The 16,120-nt window shown below is 64.5% G+C and carries 27 protein-coding genes; all 27 read left to right on the top strand.

What is annotated here, in order from left to right; translation table 11 throughout:
- The first annotated feature begins 327 nt into the window (after positions 1–327).
- The gene (gene rpsL / locus O7R11_RS08150; RefSeq protein ID WP_337997011.1) at positions 328–699 is read left to right on the top strand and encodes a 30S ribosomal protein S12; all 372 of its coding nucleotides are present in this window, start codon (positions 328–330) and stop codon (positions 697–699) included.
- A gap of 22 nt (positions 700–721) precedes the next feature.
- Positions 722–1,192 (top strand): 30S ribosomal protein S7, encoded by a 471-nt coding sequence (rpsG, locus tag O7R11_RS08145; RefSeq protein ID WP_337997010.1) that lies wholly within the window; start codon positions 722–724, stop codon positions 1,190–1,192.
- 35 nt (positions 1,193–1,227) lie between these two features.
- Positions 1,228–3,306, top strand: coding sequence for an elongation factor G (gene fusA, locus O7R11_RS08140; RefSeq protein WP_337997009.1), 2,079 nt, complete (start codon positions 1,228–1,230; stop codon positions 3,304–3,306).
- A 29-nt stretch (positions 3,307–3,335) separates the two neighbouring features.
- Entirely contained in the window at positions 3,336–4,526 is a 1,191-nt protein-coding gene (gene tuf, locus O7R11_RS08135) for an elongation factor Tu (RefSeq protein WP_337997008.1), read from the top strand.
- Positions 4,527–4,609: 83 nt separating this feature from the next.
- Positions 4,610–4,918, top strand: coding sequence for a 30S ribosomal protein S10 (gene rpsJ, locus O7R11_RS08130; RefSeq protein ID WP_337997139.1), 309 nt, complete (start codon positions 4,610–4,612; stop codon positions 4,916–4,918).
- Positions 4,919–4,932: 14 nt separating this feature from the next.
- Positions 4,933–5,643, top strand: coding sequence for a 50S ribosomal protein L3 (gene rplC / locus O7R11_RS08125; RefSeq protein WP_337997007.1), 711 nt, complete (start codon positions 4,933–4,935; stop codon positions 5,641–5,643).
- 6 nt (positions 5,644–5,649) lie between these two features.
- Entirely contained in the window at positions 5,650–6,270 is a 621-nt protein-coding gene (gene rplD, locus O7R11_RS08120) for a 50S ribosomal protein L4 (RefSeq protein ID WP_337997006.1), read from the top strand.
- Positions 6,267–6,578 carry a 50S ribosomal protein L23 gene (locus O7R11_RS08115; protein WP_337997005.1) on the top strand — a complete coding sequence of 104 codons (312 nt, stop codon included), beginning with the start codon at positions 6,267–6,269 and terminating at the stop codon, positions 6,576–6,578. The genes rplD and O7R11_RS08115 overlap by 4 nt, the downstream gene beginning before the upstream one ends.
- Positions 6,579–6,582: 4 nt before the next feature.
- Positions 6,583–7,410, top strand: coding sequence for a 50S ribosomal protein L2 (gene rplB / locus O7R11_RS08110; RefSeq protein WP_337997004.1), 828 nt, complete (start codon positions 6,583–6,585; stop codon positions 7,408–7,410).
- A 12-nt stretch (positions 7,411–7,422) separates the two neighbouring features.
- A complete protein-coding gene (gene rpsS, locus O7R11_RS08105; RefSeq protein WP_337997003.1) occupies positions 7,423–7,701 on the top strand; it encodes a 30S ribosomal protein S19 in 279 nt (92 codons plus the stop codon).
- A 1-nt stretch (position 7,702) separates the two neighbouring features.
- The gene (gene rplV / locus O7R11_RS08100; protein ID WP_337997002.1) at positions 7,703–8,083 is read left to right on the top strand and encodes a 50S ribosomal protein L22; all 381 of its coding nucleotides are present in this window, start codon (positions 7,703–7,705) and stop codon (positions 8,081–8,083) included.
- The gene (rpsC, locus tag O7R11_RS08095; RefSeq protein WP_337997001.1) at positions 8,083–8,754 is read left to right on the top strand and encodes a 30S ribosomal protein S3; all 672 of its coding nucleotides are present in this window, start codon (positions 8,083–8,085) and stop codon (positions 8,752–8,754) included. The genes rplV and rpsC overlap by 1 nt, the downstream gene beginning before the upstream one ends.
- Positions 8,755–8,768: 14 nt before the next feature.
- Positions 8,769–9,191 (top strand): 50S ribosomal protein L16, encoded by a 423-nt coding sequence (gene rplP, locus O7R11_RS08090; RefSeq protein WP_337997000.1) that lies wholly within the window; start codon positions 8,769–8,771, stop codon positions 9,189–9,191.
- Between the two features lie 3 nt (positions 9,192–9,194).
- Entirely contained in the window at positions 9,195–9,401 is a 207-nt protein-coding gene (gene rpmC, locus O7R11_RS08085; protein ID WP_337996999.1) for a 50S ribosomal protein L29, read from the top strand.
- Positions 9,394–9,633 (top strand): 30S ribosomal protein S17, encoded by a 240-nt coding sequence (gene rpsQ / locus O7R11_RS08080; RefSeq protein WP_337996998.1) that lies wholly within the window; start codon positions 9,394–9,396, stop codon positions 9,631–9,633. The genes rpmC and rpsQ overlap by 8 nt, the downstream gene beginning before the upstream one ends.
- A 36-nt stretch (positions 9,634–9,669) precedes the next feature.
- Complete coding sequence (gene rplN / locus O7R11_RS08075) at positions 9,670–10,038, top strand: 50S ribosomal protein L14 (RefSeq protein ID WP_337996997.1); 369 nt, start codon at positions 9,670–9,672, stop codon at positions 10,036–10,038.
- Entirely contained in the window at positions 10,038–10,358 is a 321-nt protein-coding gene (gene rplX / locus O7R11_RS08070) for a 50S ribosomal protein L24 (RefSeq protein WP_337996996.1), read from the top strand. The genes rplN and rplX overlap by 1 nt, the downstream gene beginning before the upstream one ends.
- A gap of 14 nt (positions 10,359–10,372) precedes the next feature.
- Positions 10,373–10,915: a 50S ribosomal protein L5 gene (gene rplE / locus O7R11_RS08065; RefSeq protein ID WP_337996995.1), complete on the top strand. Its 543-nt coding sequence runs from the start codon at positions 10,373–10,375 to the stop codon at positions 10,913–10,915.
- A 16-nt stretch (positions 10,916–10,931) separates the two neighbouring features.
- Complete coding sequence (gene rpsN / locus O7R11_RS08060; RefSeq protein ID WP_337996994.1) at positions 10,932–11,237, top strand: 30S ribosomal protein S14; 306 nt, start codon at positions 10,932–10,934, stop codon at positions 11,235–11,237.
- Between the two features lie 13 nt (positions 11,238–11,250).
- On the top strand, positions 11,251–11,649 hold the full coding sequence (gene rpsH, locus O7R11_RS08055) for a 30S ribosomal protein S8 (RefSeq protein ID WP_337996993.1): 399 nt from the start codon (positions 11,251–11,253) through the stop codon (positions 11,647–11,649).
- 13 nt (positions 11,650–11,662) lie between these two features.
- Positions 11,663–12,196, top strand: coding sequence for a 50S ribosomal protein L6 (gene rplF / locus O7R11_RS08050; RefSeq protein WP_337996992.1), 534 nt, complete (start codon positions 11,663–11,665; stop codon positions 12,194–12,196).
- A gap of 10 nt (positions 12,197–12,206) precedes the next feature.
- Entirely contained in the window at positions 12,207–12,569 is a 363-nt protein-coding gene (gene rplR, locus O7R11_RS08045) for a 50S ribosomal protein L18 (RefSeq protein WP_337996991.1), read from the top strand.
- Positions 12,570–12,583: 14 nt separating this feature from the next.
- Positions 12,584–13,165, top strand: a complete 582-nt coding sequence (gene rpsE / locus O7R11_RS08040; RefSeq protein WP_337996990.1) for a 30S ribosomal protein S5 — start codon at positions 12,584–12,586, stop codon at positions 13,163–13,165.
- 6 nt (positions 13,166–13,171) lie between these two features.
- Complete coding sequence (rpmD, locus tag O7R11_RS08035) at positions 13,172–13,357, top strand: 50S ribosomal protein L30 (protein ID WP_337996989.1); 186 nt, start codon at positions 13,172–13,174, stop codon at positions 13,355–13,357.
- A 27-nt stretch (positions 13,358–13,384) separates the two neighbouring features.
- Positions 13,385–13,879, top strand: coding sequence for a 50S ribosomal protein L15 (rplO, locus tag O7R11_RS08030; protein WP_337996988.1), 495 nt, complete (start codon positions 13,385–13,387; stop codon positions 13,877–13,879).
- 157 nt (positions 13,880–14,036) lie between these two features.
- Positions 14,037–15,395, top strand: a complete 1,359-nt coding sequence (secY, locus tag O7R11_RS08025) for a preprotein translocase subunit SecY (RefSeq protein ID WP_337996987.1) — start codon at positions 14,037–14,039, stop codon at positions 15,393–15,395.
- 62 nt (positions 15,396–15,457) lie between these two features.
- The gene (locus O7R11_RS08020; protein ID WP_337996986.1) at positions 15,458–16,114 is read left to right on the top strand and encodes an adenylate kinase; all 657 of its coding nucleotides are present in this window, start codon (positions 15,458–15,460) and stop codon (positions 16,112–16,114) included.
- Positions 16,115–16,120: the final 6 nt, after the last annotated feature.

Here is a 16,120-nt window from a genome sequence, read left to right as displayed (position 1 = left end):
CTCGGGCGGCGTTTGTTTTCGGGGGGCGGAAAGGACGGATTATCCGGGTTGACGGGGGTGCCCCGAATACGTATAGTGCGCCCCTCATTCGGACGGTCTCGACCGCGCGGCGCGCGGAACTTCCGGGCAAGACCCGGTAAGCCGCTCGCGCCAAGCACCCGGGAAAGCCCGACTGTTGATGGAAATCGGCCGTTTCGGCCACCCTTTTTCCCTTTCAGCGCGCCCCTTGGGGGATTGCGGTGAAGGGGGGTTTGTTCTCTGGGCACCGAGTCGGCGGCCAGGGAAGGCCGGTTGCGCGTTTCGAGTGAAAGAACATAGGGAACACTCATGCCGACGATCAATCAGTTGATCCGCAAGCCGCGGGAGCCGCAAGTGAACCGCAACAAGGTTCCGGCGTTGCAGGCTTGCCCGCAGAAGCGCGGGGTTTGCACCCGCGTCTACACCACGACCCCGAAGAAGCCGAACTCGGCTCTGCGAAAGGTCGCGCGTGTGCGTCTGACCAATGGATTCGAGGTGACGACCTACATCCCGGGTGAAGGTCACAACCTCCAGGAACACTCCGTGGTGATGATCCGCGGCGGCCGCGTCAAGGACCTGCCGGGTGTGCGTTACCACATCATCCGCGGCACTCTGGATACCCAGGGCGTCAAGGACCGCCGTCAGCGCCGTTCGAAGTACGGCGCGAAGCGTCCGAAGTAATAGATATAGAGGTCCAAGGAAGATGTCTCGTCGTCATGCTGCCGAGAAGCGCGAAGTACTGCCGGACGCCAAGTTCGGTGACCTCGTTTTGGCTAAGTTCATCAACAGCGTCATGAAGGATGGCAAGAAGGCCACCGCCGAGCAGATCGTTTATGGCGCGCTCGACCGGATCACCGCGAAAACCAGCGGCGATCCCGTCAAGGTCTTCCACGAGGCGCTCACCAACGTCAAACCGGCGATCGAGGTTCGTTCCCGCCGCGTCGGCGGTGCGACGTACCAGGTGCCGGTGGAAGTGCGCACCGATCGCCGCCAGGCGCTGGCGATCCGCTGGCTGATCGAATTCGCCCGCAAGCGTTCCGAGACGACGATGGTCGATCGTCTCTCCGGTGAACTCTTGGATGCTTCCAACAATCGCGGCGGCGCGGTCAAGAAGCGCGAAGACACGCACCGTATGGCCGACGCCAACAAGGCCTTTTCGCATTACCGCTGGTAACCCCGACAGAAACGAAAAGACCAGGATCGTAGATTATGGCACGCCAGACACCCCTCGCGGACTACCGCAACATCGGCATCATGGCCCACATCGACGCCGGCAAGACGACGACGACCGAGCGCGTCCTGTATTATACGGGCCGCTCGCACAAGATCGGCGAAGTGCACGACGGCGCTGCGACCATGGACTGGATGGAGCAGGAGCAGGAGCGCGGCATCACCATCACCTCCGCCGCCACCACCTGCTTCTGGAAAGGCCATCGCATCAACATCATCGACACCCCCGGCCACGTCGATTTCACCATCGAGGTGGAGCGTTCGCTGCGCGTGCTTGACGGCGCGGTTGCGGTGTTCGACTCGGTGGCCGGCGTCGAGCCGCAGTCCGAGACGGTGTGGCGTCAGGCCGACAAGTACCACGTGCCGCGCATCTGCTTCGTCAACAAGATGGACCGTATGGGCGCCAACTTCTTCCGCTGCGTCGATATGATCGTCGATCGCCTCGGCGCGGTTCCGCTGGTCACCCAGCTGCCGATCGGCGTCGAAGCCGAGTACGCGGGCCTGATCGACCTCATCAAGATGAAGGCGGTCATCTGGAAGGACGAGAACCTGGGCGCCGAGTTCGAGTACGTCGATATTCCGGCCGAGCTTGCCGACCAGGCCGCGGAATACCGCGAGAAGCTTCTGGAAACCGCCGTCGAAACCGACGATGCGGTGATGGAAGCCTACCTCGAAGGCGCCGAGCCCGACGAAGAGACCCTGAATACCTGCATCCGCAAGGGCACCGTCGCCATGAAGTTCGTGCCGGTGCTGTGCGGGTCCGCGTTCAAGAACAAGGGCGTGCAGCCGCTGCTCGACGCCGTGGTCGCCTACCTGCCGAGCCCGCTCGAAGTTCCTTCGATCAAGGGCGTGCTGATGGACGGCGAGACCCCGGTGGAGCGTCACTCTTCCGACGAGGAGCCGTTCGCGGCGCTCGCCTTCAAGATCATGAACGACCCCTTCGTCGGCTCGCTCACCTTCGCCCGCGTCTACTCCGGCAAGCTCGAGAGCGGCTCCTACGTGCAGAACACGGTGAAGGACAAGCGCGAGCGCATCGGCCGCATGCTGCAGATGCACGCCAACAACCGTGAAGAGGTCAAAGAGGCCTACGCCGGCGACATCATCGCCCTGGTCGGCCTCAAGGACACCACCACCGGCGACACCCTGTGCCTGCCGTCCTCCCCGGTGATCCTGGAGCGCATGGAGTTCCCGGACCCGGTGATCGAGGTGGCGGTGGAGCCGAAGACCAAGGCCGACATGGAAAAGATGGGCCTCGCCCTGGCGCGTCTCGCCGCGGAGGATCCGTCCTTCCGCGTCACCACCGACCAGGAATCCGGTCAGACGGTGATCAAGGGCATGGGCGAACTCCACCTCGAAATCATCGTCGATCGCATGCGCCGCGAGTTCAAGGTCGAGGCCAACGTCGGCGCGCCGCAGGTGGCCTACCGCGAGACCATCTCCAAGACCTACGAGATCGACTACACCCACAAGAAGCAGTCGGGCGGTTCCGGCCAGTACGCGCGCGTCAAGATCGTCTTCGCGCCGGGCGAGGCGGGCACCGGCTTCGTGTTCGAAAGCAAGGTCATCGGCGGTTCGGTGCCGAAGGAATACATTCCGGGCGTGGAAAAGGGCCTGAAGCATTCGCTGGACAACGGCGTGCTCGCAGGCTTCCCGGTCACCGACTTCTCGGCCACCCTGGTTGACGGCGCCTACCACGACGTGGACTCGAGCGTGCTCGCGTTCGAAATCGCGGCGCGCGCCGCCTTCCGCGAGGGCATCGCCAAGGCCGGTCCGAAGCTTCTCGAACCCATCATGAACGTCGAGGTCGTCACCCCCGAGGACTACATGGGCGACATCATCGGCGATCTGAACAGCCGCCGTGGTCAGGTCAACGGCATGGACAGCCGCGGCATTGCCCGTGTGGTCACCGCCCACGTCCCGCTCGCCAACATGTTCGGCTACGTCAACACCCTGCGTTCGATGAGCCAGGGCCGCGCCCAGTACACGATGATGTTCGATCATTACGCGGAAGTGCCGAGCAACGTGGCGGACGAGATCCGTGAGAAGATGGCCGGTTGAACACACACGATTTGACGGAGTAGGCAAAGATGTCCAAGGAAAAATTCGAGCGGAGCAAGCCGCACTGCAACATCGGCACGATCGGCCACGTTGACCACGGCAAGACGACGCTGACTGCGGCGATCACGAAGGTTCTGGCGGAGACCGGCGGAGCGACGTTCAGCGCGTACGATATGATCGACAAGGCTCCCGAGGAGCGGGCTCGCGGCATCACGATCAACACGGCGCACGTTGAGTATTCGACGGAGAACCGTCACTACGCGCATGTGGATTGCCCCGGCCACGCCGACTACGTGAAGAACATGATCACCGGCGCTGCGCAGATGGACGGCGCGATCCTGGTGGTTTCGGCGGCGGACGGCCCGATGCCGCAGACGCGCGAGCACATTCTGTTGGCGCGCCAGGTGGGCGTTCCGGCGATCGTGGTGTACATGAACAAGGTCGATCAGGTTGACGATCCGGAGCTTCTGGAGTTGGTGGAGATGGAAATCCGCGAGCTTCTGTCGAGCTACGACTTCCCTGGCGACGACATTCCGATCGTTCAGGGTTCGGCGCTTGCGGCTCTGGAAGGGCGCGACGAGAAGATCGGCCGCGAATCGATCCTGGAGCTGATGAAGGCGGTTGACAGCTACATTCCGCAGCCGGATCGCCCGAAGGACAAGCCGTTCCTGATGCCGATCGAAGACGTGTTCTCGATCTCGGGGCGCGGCACGGTGGTGACCGGGCGCGTCGAGCGCGGCGTTGTGAAGGTGGGCGAGGAAGTCGCGATCGTCGGCCTGAAGGACACGGTGAAGACGACGTGCACCGGCGTGGAGATGTTCCGCAAGCTTCTGGACCAGGGCGAGGCGGGGGACAACATCGGCGCCCTGTTGCGCGGGACGAAGCGCGAGGACGTGGAGCGCGGCCAGGTTCTGGCGGCTCCGGGTTCGATCACGCCGCACACCAAGTTCAAGGCCGAGGCGTACATCCTGACGAAGGAAGAAGGCGGGCGTCATACGCCGTTCTTCTCGAACTACCGGCCGCAGTTCTACTTCCGCACGACGGACGTGACGGGTTCGGTGGTTCTGCCGGAAGGCGTCGAGATGGTGATGCCCGGCGACAACATTTCGATGGAAGTGGACCTGATCGTGCCGATCGCCATGGACGAGGGCCTGCGCTTCGCGATCCGCGAAGGCGGCCGTACCGTCGGCGCCGGCGTCGTGGCCTCGATCATCGAGTAAAGATTGGAACAGTTGGGCGTCCGGGCGCGGACCCGGTGGTTCGCGAAGCGGACGCCCATCACAAAAACGGTGTGAAAGCCATGATGGAAGGTCAAAACATCCGCATTCGCTTGAAGGCGTTCGATCACCGCGTGCTGGACCAGTCCACGCGCGAGATCGTCAATACCGCCAAGCGCACGGGTGCTCAGGTGCGGGGCCCGATCCCGCTGCCGACGCGGATCGAGAAGTTCACCGTGAACCGCTCGCCGCACATCGACAAGAAGTCGCGCGAGCAGTTCGAAATCCGGACTCACAAGCGCCTGTTGGACATCGTGGATCCGACTCCGCAGACCGTGGACGCGCTGATGAAGCTCGACCTGGCGGCCGGCGTTGACGTCGAGATCAAGCTCTAAAAGGAACGGGAATCATGCGATCCGGTCTGATTGCGCAGAAAATGGGCATGACCCGCGTGTTCACCGAGGACGGGCGGCATGTGCCGGTCACGGTTCTGAAGGTGGACGGCTGCCAGGTGGTGGCGACGCGTACCGCCGAGGCCAACGGCTACACCGCGGTGCAGCTCGGCGTCGGAACCGCGAAGGTGAAGAACGTGTCCAAGGCGATGCGCGGGCACTTCGCGGCGGCCAAGGTCGAGCCGAAGAAGAAGGTGGCGGAATTCGTGGTTTCGGCGGACTGCCTGCTGGACGTCGGCTGCGAGCTGTCGGTCAATCACTTCGTCCCCGGCCAGTTCGTGGACGTCGCCGGCACCTCCATCGGCAAGGGCTTCGCGGGCGCCATGAAGCGCCACAACTTCCGCGGCCTGGAAGCGACCCACGGCGTGTCGGTGTCGCACCGCTCCCACGGTTCCACCGGTCAGTGCCAGGATCCGGGCAAGGTGTTCAAGGGCAAGAAGATGGCCGGCCACATGGGCGCCGAGCGCGTCACCCAGCAGAACCTGCAGGTGGTCTCCACCGACGAGGACCGCGGCCTGATTCTGGTCAGGGGCGCGGTGCCGGGTTCCGAGGGCGGCTGGGTTCTGGTTCGCGACGCGGTGAAGAAGCCGCTGCCCGAGGGGGTTCCGCTCCCGGGCGCGATCAAGGCTCAGGCCGAACAGGCCGTCGCCTCCCAGGATAAGGAATAAGCGGCGATGAAGCAGGACGTGATCAATTTCGACGCGAAGAGCGTCGGCTCCATCGACCTTGACGAGGGCGTTTTCGGCGTCGCGGTGCGCGCCGACATTCTGCATCGCATGGTCAACTGGCAGCTCGCCAAGCGCCGCGCCGGCACCCACAAGACCAAGGAAATCGGCGAGATTTCCGGCACCACCAAGAAGCCCTACAAGCAGAAGGGCACGGGCCACGCCCGCCAGGGTTCGCTGCGCAGCCCGCAGTACCGCGGCGGCGCGACGATCTTCGGCCCGGTGGTCCGCGACCATGCGCACGAGCTGACCAAGAAGTTCCGCAAGCTCGGTCTGAAGACCGCGCTCTCGGCCAAGGCGGCCGAAGGCAAGCTGGTGGTTCTCGAAGACGCCAAGTTCGCCTCCGCCAAGACCAAGGACTTCGCCGACAAGCTGAAGACCCTGGGCTGGGCGAGCGCGCTGATCATCGACGGGCCGGAGGTGGACGGCAACCTGGCGCTCGCCTCGCGCAACGTCATCGGCATCGATGTGCTGCCGCAGCAGGGCGCGAACGTTTACGACATTCTTCGGCGCGACACCCTGGTTCTCACCAAGGCCGCCGTCGAGCACCTGGAGGCGCGTCTGAAATGACCAAGGCGATCAAGATTTCGAAGGAGCGCATGTACGACATCGTGCGCATCCCGGTGATCACCGAAAAGGCGACGCTCGGGTCCGAACACAATCAGGTGACCTTCAAGGTTCCGCTGGACGCGAGCAAGCTCGAAGTCGCGGCGGCGGTGGAAGGCATCTTCGGGGTGAAGGTCACCGCGGTGAACACCCTGCGCCAGAAGGGCAAGACGAAGCGCTTCCGGGGCCGTCTCGGCCAGCGCTCCGACATGAAGAAGGCGTATGTGACCCTGGCCGCAGGCCAGACGATCGACGTCGCGACGGGGGTGTAAGACGATGGCTTTGAAATCGTTCAATCCGACGACGCCGGGTACGCGCGCGCTGATCCTGGTGGACCGGTCCGAGCTCTACAAGGGCAAGCCGGAAAAGACTCTCACCGAGGGTCTGACCAGCTCGGGCGGGCGCAACAACACCGGCCGCACCACCGTGTGGTGGCGCGGCGGCGGGCACAAGCGCAAGTACCGCTTGGTTGACTTCAAGCGCCGGAAGCTGGATATTCCCGCGACCGTCGAGCGCCTGGAGTACGACCCCAACCGCACCGCCTTCATCGCCTTCGTGCGTTACGAGGACGGCGAGGTCGCCTACATCCTGGCGCCGCAGCGCCTGGCCGTCGGCGACGCCGTGATCGCCTCCGAACGCGCCGACATCAAGCCGGGCAACGCGATGCCGATGAAGAACATGCCGGTCGGCACCATCGTCCACAACGTCGAGTTGAAGCTCGGCCGCGGCGGGCAGATGGCGCGCTCCGCGGGCTGCTACGCGCAGCTCATCGGCAAGGACGGCGGCTATGCTCAGCTTCGGCTGTCGAGCGGCGAGCTGCGCCTGGTGCGCGGCGAGTGCTTCGCCACGGTGGGCGCGGTGTCCAACCCGGACAACCAGAACACCAACCTGGGCAAGGCGGGCCGCAATCGCTGGCTGGGCCGCCGCCCGCACGTACGCGGCATCGCGATGAACCCGGTCGATCACCCGTTGGGCGGTCGCACCAACGGCGGCGCGCACCCGGTGACTCCGTGGGGCAAGCCGACGAAGGGCAAGCGGACCCGCTCGAATAAGAAAACCGACGGACTGATTATGCGCAGCCGTCATTTGGCCAAGAAGAAGTAAGGGAGAACGACCGTGGCTCGTTCCGTATGGAAAGGTCCGTTTGTGGACGGATACCTCCTGAAGAAGGCAGAGGCCGCCCGTGCTTCCGGCCGCAATGAGGTGATCAAGACGTGGTCGCGCCGTTCAACGATCATGCCGCAGTTCGTGAGCCTCACCTTCGGCGTTCACAATGGGCAGAAGTTCATCCCGGTGCTGGTCACCGAAGAGATGGTCGGTCATAAGTTCGGCGAGTTCGCTCCGACCCGTACCTACTACGGGCACACCGCCGACAAGAAGGCGAAGAGGAAGTAACATGGGCAAGCAGCCGGCCAAACGCGCGCTGCCGGAGAATTCGGCGAAGGCGTACAGCCACGTCATCCGCACCAGCCCGCGCAAACTCAACCTGGTCGCCGCGGCGATCCGGGGCAAGAGCGCCGAATCCGCGCTGGCGGAACTGACGTTCTCGAAGCGCCGCGTCTCGGGCGAGGTCAAGAAGTGCCTCCAGTCCGCCATCGCGAACGCGGAAAACAATCATCAGCTCGACGTCGATGCCCTGGTGGTGTCGGAGGCCTTCGTCGGCAAGTCGATCTCGATGAAGCGCTTCCAGGCCCGTGCGCGTGGACGTGCCGGCCGGGTCGAGAAGATCTTCTCGAACCTGACCATCGTCGTTACCGAACGCGAGGAGACCGTCTGATGGGACACAAAGTCAACCCGATCGGCCTGCGCGTCGGGATCAACCGTACCTGGGATTCCCGCTGGTACGCCGACGGCGCCGATTATGCCCAGCTGCTGCTCGAGGATCTGTCGATCCGCGAGCATCTGAAGGGCCGCCTGCAACAGGCGGGGGTCTCGCGCATCGTCATCGAACGCCCGGCCAAGAAGGCGCGCATCACCATCCACTCCGCGCGTCCGGGCATCATCATCGGCCGCAAGGGCGCCGACATCGAGACCCTGCGCAAGGAGCTCTCGAAGAAGGTGGGCAGCGACGTTCATCTGAACATCGTCGAAATCCGCAAGCCGGAACTCGACGCGCAGCTCGTCGCCGAGAACATCGCCCAGCAGCTGGAACGCCGCGTCGCGTTCCGCCGCGCCATGAAGCGCGCGGTGCAGTCGGCGATGCGGCTGGGCGCCCTGGGCATCCGGATCAACTGCGCGGGCCGCCTGGGCGGCGCGGAAATCGCCCGTACCGAATGGTACCGCGAGGGCCGCGTGCCGTTGCACACCCTGCGCGCGGACGTCGATTACGGCGTCGGCACCGCCAAGACCACCTATGGCACCTGCGGCGTCAAGGTCTGGATCTTCAAGGGCGAGATCATGGCCCACGATCCGATGGCCCAGGACAAGCGCGCGCAAGAGCAGCGCTAAGAAGGGTAAGAACGATGCTGAGTCCAAAGCGCACGAAGTTCCGCAAGCAGCACAAGGGCCGCATTCACGGCCTGGCCAAAGGCGGATCGGATTTGAATTTCGGGGCCTACGGCCTCAAGGCGATGGAGCCGGACCGCGTGACCGCGCGGCAGATCGAGGCGGCGCGGCGCGCCATCACCCGCCAGATGAAGCGTCAGGGCCGGGTGTGGATCCGCGTGTTCCCCGATGTTCCGGTGACCGCGAAGCCCGCCGAAGTCCGTCAGGGCAAGGGCAAGGGCTCCGTGGAGTTCTGGTCCTGCCGGGTGAAGCCGGGCCGGATCATGTTTGAAGTCGATGGCGTTGCCGAAGACGTGGCGCGTCGGGCGTTCGAATTGGCCGCGGCCAAGCTCCCGATCAAGACCCGCTTCGTCGCCCGCCTGATTGCCGAGGAGGCGTAAACCATGGCGAAGGCGGAAGAGTTGCGCGCGAAATCGATCGACCAGCTTCAGGAGGACCTCGTCGCCCTGAAGAAGGAACAGTTCAACATGCGGTTCCAGCGCGCCTCCGGGCAGTTGGAGAACACCGCCCGGGTGCGTCAGGTGCGCCGCGATATCGCGCGCATCAAGACGGTGATGGGCGCCAAGCGTGGAGAGGCGAAGAATGCCTAAGCGTATCCTGCAGGGCGTGGTGGTCAGCGACTGCAACGACAAGACCGTCACGGTCAAGGTCGAGCGCCGCTTCATGCACCCCGTCTACAAGAAGTTCATCCGGCGTAGCAAGAAGTACGCGGCCCATGACGAGAACAATGCGTTCAAGGTGGGCGACGTGGTGCGTATCCGCGAATGCGCTCCGATTTCCCGGACCAAGACCTGGGAAGTCATGGCGGCGGATGCGGAATAAATTCGAATATCTGTTTCAAGATAAAGGAAACGGTCCATGATTCAGATGCAAACCAACCTGGACGTTGCCGACAACTCGGGGGCGAAGCGGGTGCAGTGCATCAAGGTGCTTGGCGGCGCCAAGCGTCGGTTCGCCTCGGTCGGCGACATCATCGTGGTGTCGGTGAAGGACGCGATCCCGCGCGGTCGCGTCAAGAAGGGCGATGTGCACCGCGCCGTCATCGTGCGGACGGCGAAGGAAGTGCGCCGTCCCGACGGCAGCGTCATCCGCTTCGACCGCAACGCGGCGGTTCTGATCAACAAGCAGAACGAGCCGATCGGCACCCGTATCTTCGGCCCGGTGGTGCGCGAGCTGCGCGCCAAGGGCTACATGAAGATCATTTCGCTGTCGCCGGAGGTGCTGTGATGTCCGCTGCGAAGATCAAGAAGGGCGACTTCGTCGTCGTGCTGGCCGGCAAGGACAAGGGCAAGAAGGGCGAGGTGATGCGTTCGCTTCCGTCCGCTTCCCGCGTCGTGGTGCAGGGCGTCAACGTGGTGAAGCGCCATACCCGTCCGAGCCAGATGTCGGCCGGTGGGATCGTGGAAAAGGAGGCTCCGATCCACGTCTCCAACGTCGCGCATGTCGATCCGAAGGAAGGCAAGCCGACCCGCGTCGGGTTCAAGACTCTCGAAGACGGCCGAAAGGTTCGCGTTGCGAAGCTTTCCGGCGAAGTCCTCGACAAGTAAGGGGAGCGGGATCAATGGCTGCTCGTTTGCGCGAACACTACGACACCGTGGTTCGCAAGGAATTGCAGGATAAGTTCGGCTACGCGAACCCGATGATGGTTCCGAAGCTGACCAAGATCGTCCTGAACATGGGCGTCGGCGACGCCGTCGCGGACCAGAAGAAGGTCCAGGGCGCCGCCAAGGAAATGGCCGCGATCGCCGGTCAGCGTCCGGTCGTCACCAAGGCGCGCAAGTCCGTCGCCACCTTCAAACTGCGTGAAGGCATGTCGATCGGCTGCAAGGTGACGCTGCGTAAGGACCGCATGTACGAGTTCCTCGACCGTCTGGTCAACATTGCGCTGCCGCGCGTCCGCGACTTCCGCGGCATCCGCGGCAAGTGCTTCGACGGCCGCGGCAACTTCGCTTTCGGCCTGAAGGAACAGATCGTCTTCCCGGAAATCGAGTACGACCAGGTCGATACCGTCCGGGGTATGGACATCATCATTTGCACGACGGCGCAGACCGACGAGGAAGCCAAGGCGCTTCTGGCCGGTTTCAACATGCCGTTCGCCAAGTAAGGCCGGGAGAGGAACCATGGCGAAAACCAGTGCTGTCGAACGCAACAAGAAGCGCGCCAAAATGGCCGCGAAGTGCGCCGCGCGCCGCGCGCGCCTGAAGGCCGTCGTGATGAACCGTGAGGTCACCCCGGAAGAGCGCTTCGAGGCGACCATAAAGCTGGCCGAGGTGGCGCGTAACTCCGCCCCGGTGCGCCAGCGCAACCGCTGCGACCTGACCGGTCGTCCCCGCGGGACCTACCGCAAATTCAAATTGGGCCGCGTGATGCTGCGCGATCTGGCCTCCTTCGGCCAGATCCCGGGCATGACGAAGTCCAGCTGGTAAGGGGGGCGCATCCATGTCGATGACAGATCCTTTGGGCGATATGCTCACCCGCATCCGGAACGGCCAGCGGGCGCGCAAGCCGTCCGTCGCCGCTCCGGCTTCCCGCTTCCGCAAGAGCGTCCTGGACGTTCTGGTGCGCGAGGGCTACATCCGCGGTTACGAGGAGGTCGAGGTCCGCAAGGGCATCGCCGAGCTCAAGATCGAGCTGAAGTACCACGAGGGCGAACCGGTGATCTCGCAGATCGCGCGGGTTTCCACCCCGGGCCGCCGCGTCTACTCCGGCGCCAAGGGCCTGCCGCGCGTCTACAACGGGCTGGGGATTTCCATCCTCTCCACGCCGCGTGGCGTGATGTCCGACTACGAGGCGCGCCAGGCGAACGTCGGCGGCGAAATCCTCTGCAAGGTGTTCTAAGGAAGGGACGGTCATGTCGCGAGTTGGCAAATATCCGGTCGTGGTGCCGGCCGGCGTGACGGTCTCTGTCGAAGGGCAGACCGTGCGCGCCAAGGGCAAAATGGGCGAGCTTTCCTATGACGTCGTCGAGGACGTCGAGGCGAAGCTCGAAGACGGCAAGGTGTGGGTGAAGCCGCGCAGCGAAACCAAGTTTGCGCGCTCCATGTGGGGCACCAGCCGCGCCCGCATCAACAATCTGGTCAAGGGTGTGAGCGAAGGCTTCACCAAGAAGCTGGATATCGTCGGCGTGGGTTACCGCGCGCAGGTTCAGGGCAGGATCCTGAAGCTCGCGCTCGGCTTCTCCCACGATGTCGATTTCCCGATCCCCGACGGCATCACCATTGCGTGTCCCCAGCCGACGCAGATCGAGATTTCGGGCAACGACAAGCAGCGTGTCGGGCAGGTGGCTTCCGAAATCCGCTCCTATCGCGGCCCCGAACCCTATAAGGGCAAGGGCGTGAAGTATGCGGACGAGAAGATCCTGCGCAAGGAAGGCAAGAAGAAGTAAGGGCTTGATCATGAAGACGGCAAAAGAACTCATGGTACGCCGCAAGGCCCGCAACCGCTGGTCCCTGCGCAAGAAGGCCGCCGGACGTCCGCGTCTGTCGGTGCACCGCACCAACGAACACATGTATGCCCAGGTCATCGATGACGTGAGGGGCGTGACCATCGTCGCGGCCTCCACGCTGGACAAGGACCTGCGCGGCACTCTGGAGAAGACCTCGGATGCGGCCGCGGCCGTCGCGGTGGGCAAGCTGCTCGCCGAGCGCGCCAAGGCGAAGGGCGTCGTCGAGGTGGTCTTCGACCGCGGCGGCTTCATGTTCCACGGCCGCGTCAAGGCGCTCGCCGACGCGGCCCGCGAAGGCGGACTGCAGTTCTGAGGGGATGAAGAAGTATGGCTCGTAATCCGAATTCCGAACGTCGTCCGCAGAAGGGAAACGGTCCCGAGAGGGAGCGTGACCGCGAGGACGATTTCATCGATAAGCTGGTGCACATCAACCGCGTCGCCAAGGTGGTGAAGGGCGGCCGGCGTTTCTCGTTCGCCGCGCTCGTCGTCGTCGGCGACCAGAAGGGCCGTGTCGGCTACGGCACCGGCAAGGCGCGCGAAGTGCCGGAGGCGATCCGCAAGGCCACCGACCAGGCGAAGCGCAACATGATCCGCGTGCCGCTGCGCGAGGGCCGGACGCTGCATCACGACATCCAGGGCCACTTCGGCGCCGGCCGCGTGATTCTGCGCACCGCCGAACCCGGCACCGGGATCATCGCGGGCGGCCCGATGCGCGCGATCTTCGAGACCATGGGCGTGCAGGACGTGGTGGCCAAGTCCACCGGCTCGGCCAACGCGCACAACATGATCAAGGCGACGTTCGACGCCCTTTCGCTCTTGAATTCGCCCCGCATGGTGGCGAACAAGCGCGGCAAGAAGGTCGGCGACATCGTCGGGCGCCGCGACGGCGCCGCCGCGGTGAAGGAGTAAGAAGCGATGGCCGCCAAGACGATCAAGGTCACCCAGACCGGCAGCCCGATCGGCCGCAAGTCCGACCAACGGGCGACGCTGGTCGGCCTCGGGCTGAACAAGATGCACCGCACCCGCGAGCTGGAGGACACTCCCTCGGTGCGCGGTATGATCAACAAGGTCGCCCACCTCGTGAAGGTGGCGGACGAATAAGCGGACGCATAGGAAGGTCATAGAGCGATGAAACTCAACCAGATTGCCGACAACGCCGGGGCCCGCAAGGTCCGTACCCGGGTGGGCCGCGGCATCGGCTGCACCAAGGGCAAGACCGGCGGCCGCGGCGTCAAGGGCCAGAAGTCTCGCACCGGCGTCTCGATCAACGGTTTCGAAGGCGGGCAGATGCCGATCTACCGCCGCCTGCCGAAGCGCGGCTTCAAGAACCCGAACCGCGTCGAGTTCGCCGAGCTGACGATCGCCCGCCTGCAGCAGGCGATCGACGGCGGCAAGCTCGATCTCGCCCAGACGCTGAACGCCGAGGCGCTGAAGGCCGCGGGCGTGATCCACAAGCCTCTGGCGGGCATCCGCCTGATCGGCACCGGCGAACTTTCCGCCAAGGTGACGATCGAGGTGGTGGGCGCCACCCCGGGCGCCATCGCCTCCGTCGAGAAGGCGGGCGGCGCGGTCACCGTGCTGGCTCCGGCCCCGGCCCCGGCCGAGGCTCCGGCCAAGGCCTGATCAGAACGCGGGGACCGGCGCGGCATGCGTCCGCGCCGGTCCCCTTTTTCCTCCGCGGCCCGTCCGCGCCGTTTGGTTTTCCCCGTTTTTCCGCCGCAGGCCGCATCGGGCCGTTCCGCGGTGGATTTGATGGCTTTCGCAACCGAGGTTTTTGCCCATGGCGTCCGCTGCCGAACAACTCGCCTCGAGTATGAGCTGGGACGCTCTGTCGAAGGCGACGGAGCTCAAGAACCGCATCTGGTTCACGCTGTTCGTTCTGGTGATCTACCGTCTCGGCACCTGGGTGCCGGTGCCCGGCATCGACGCGACGGTGCTGTCGCAGGTGTTCCAGCAGCACGGCGGCGGCATTCTCGGCAACTTCGACATGTTCGCCGGCGGCGCGCTGAAGCGCATGTCGATCCTCGCGCTCGGCATCATGCCCTACATCTCGGCCTCGATCATCATGCAGTTGATGGGCGTCGCCTCCGAGACCGTGGCGGCGATGAAGAAGGAAGGCGAGGCCGGCCGCAAGAAGATCAACCAGTGGACGCGCTACCTCACCGTGGTGCTCGCCGCGGCGCAAGGCTACGGCATTGCGACCGGCTTGGAGAACATGGTGACCGCAGGCGGCGTCTCGCCGGTGATGGAGCCGGGCATGTTCTTCCGCGCCGTCACCGTGACGACCCTGGTGGGCGGCACGATGTTCCTGATGTGGCTGGGCGAGCAGATCACCCAGCGCGGCATCGGCAACGGCATTTCTCTCATCATCTTCGCCGGTATCGTCGCGGGCATTCCCGCGGCGTTGGCGCACACCCTGGAACTCGGCAAGACCGGCGCTCTGCCCGCCTTCGTCATCGTCGGTTTTCTGGCGATGGCGCTGGCGGTGATCGCGGGCATCGTCTATGTGGAGCGCGCGCAGCGCAAGGTGCTCATCCAGTATCCGAAGCGCCAGGTCTCGGCGACGCGGATGACCGGCGGCGACACCCAGCACATGCCGCTCAAGATCAACACCTCGGGCGTGATTCCGCCGATCTTCGCCTCCGCGCTGATGGGCCTGCCGGTCACCTACGCGCAGATGGCGGGGGCCAACATGCCGGAATGGATCCGCCCGATCCTCGCGATGTTTTCGCGCGGCAACCCGGTCTACATGATCGCGTTCTCGTCGCTGGTGGTGTTTTTCGCGTTCTTCTATACCACGGTGGTGTTCAACCCGGACGAGACCGCCGACAACCTGAAGAAGGGCGGCGGCTTCGTGCCCGGCATCCGCCCCGGCAAGAACACCGCGGACTACCTGCGTTTCGTGCTGAACCGCCTCACCGCGGTCGGCGCGGCCTACCTGGTGCTGGTGACGCTGTTGCCGGAACTGCTGATGTTCAAGTGGGGCCTGCCGTTCTACTTCGGCGGCACCTCGCTGCTCATCGTGGTGTCGGTGACGCTGGATACGGTGACGCAGGTGCAGTCGCATCTCTTGGCACACCAGTACGAGGGTCTGATCAAGAAAAGCCGCTTGAACAACCGCAGCGGCCGCCGCCGGTAACTTGGGCGGGCAGGGCGTAGGCAAGGGGGCTCCCGCACGGCGGGCGAGTATAGGGAATGGAGATGAAAGGCAAACGGATCATCCTGATGGGGCCGCCCGGCGGGGGCAAGGGCACCCAGGCGCGGATCCTGCAGGATACCTTCGGCATCGTGCAGCTTTCGACCGGCGACATGTTGCGCGCCGCGGTCAAGGCGGGCACCGAGATCGGCAAGACCGCCCAGAAGATCATGGAGGCGGGGGCGCTGGTCCCCGACGCCGTGATGGTGGGGGTGATCGCCGCGCGGATTGCCGAGCCGGATTGCGTGAAAGGCTTCATTCTCGACGGTTTTCCGCGTACCATTCCGCAGGCGGAAGCGTTGGATGCGATGCTTGCGGAGCGTGAGCTTTCGCTGGATGCGGTGATCGAGGTGCGTGTTCCCGATGCGATGATCGTCGAACGCATCACCGGGCGGTATTCGTGCGCCAAGTGCGGCGCGGGATACCACGACACGTTCCAGAAGCCGAAAGTCGAGGGCGTCTGCGACGTCTGCGGCTCGACCGAATTCATCCGCCGCAAGGACGACACCGCGGAAACCGTGGCGACGCGCTTGCAGGCGTATCACGACCAGACGGCGCCGCTGCTGCCTTACTACGAACAGCGCGGCCTGTTGAAGACCATCGATGGCGCTGCACCGATCGAAGACGTGACGCGGCAGTTGGTGGAGACAGTGGCCGGTTAGAACCGG

Source organism: Oleispirillum naphthae (assembly GCA_027864655.1).
Taxonomy (GTDB): Bacteria; Pseudomonadota; Alphaproteobacteria; order Rhodospirillales; family Rhodospirillaceae; genus Oleispirillum; species Oleispirillum naphthae.
This window is presented reverse-complemented; position numbering and strand designations above follow the sequence as displayed.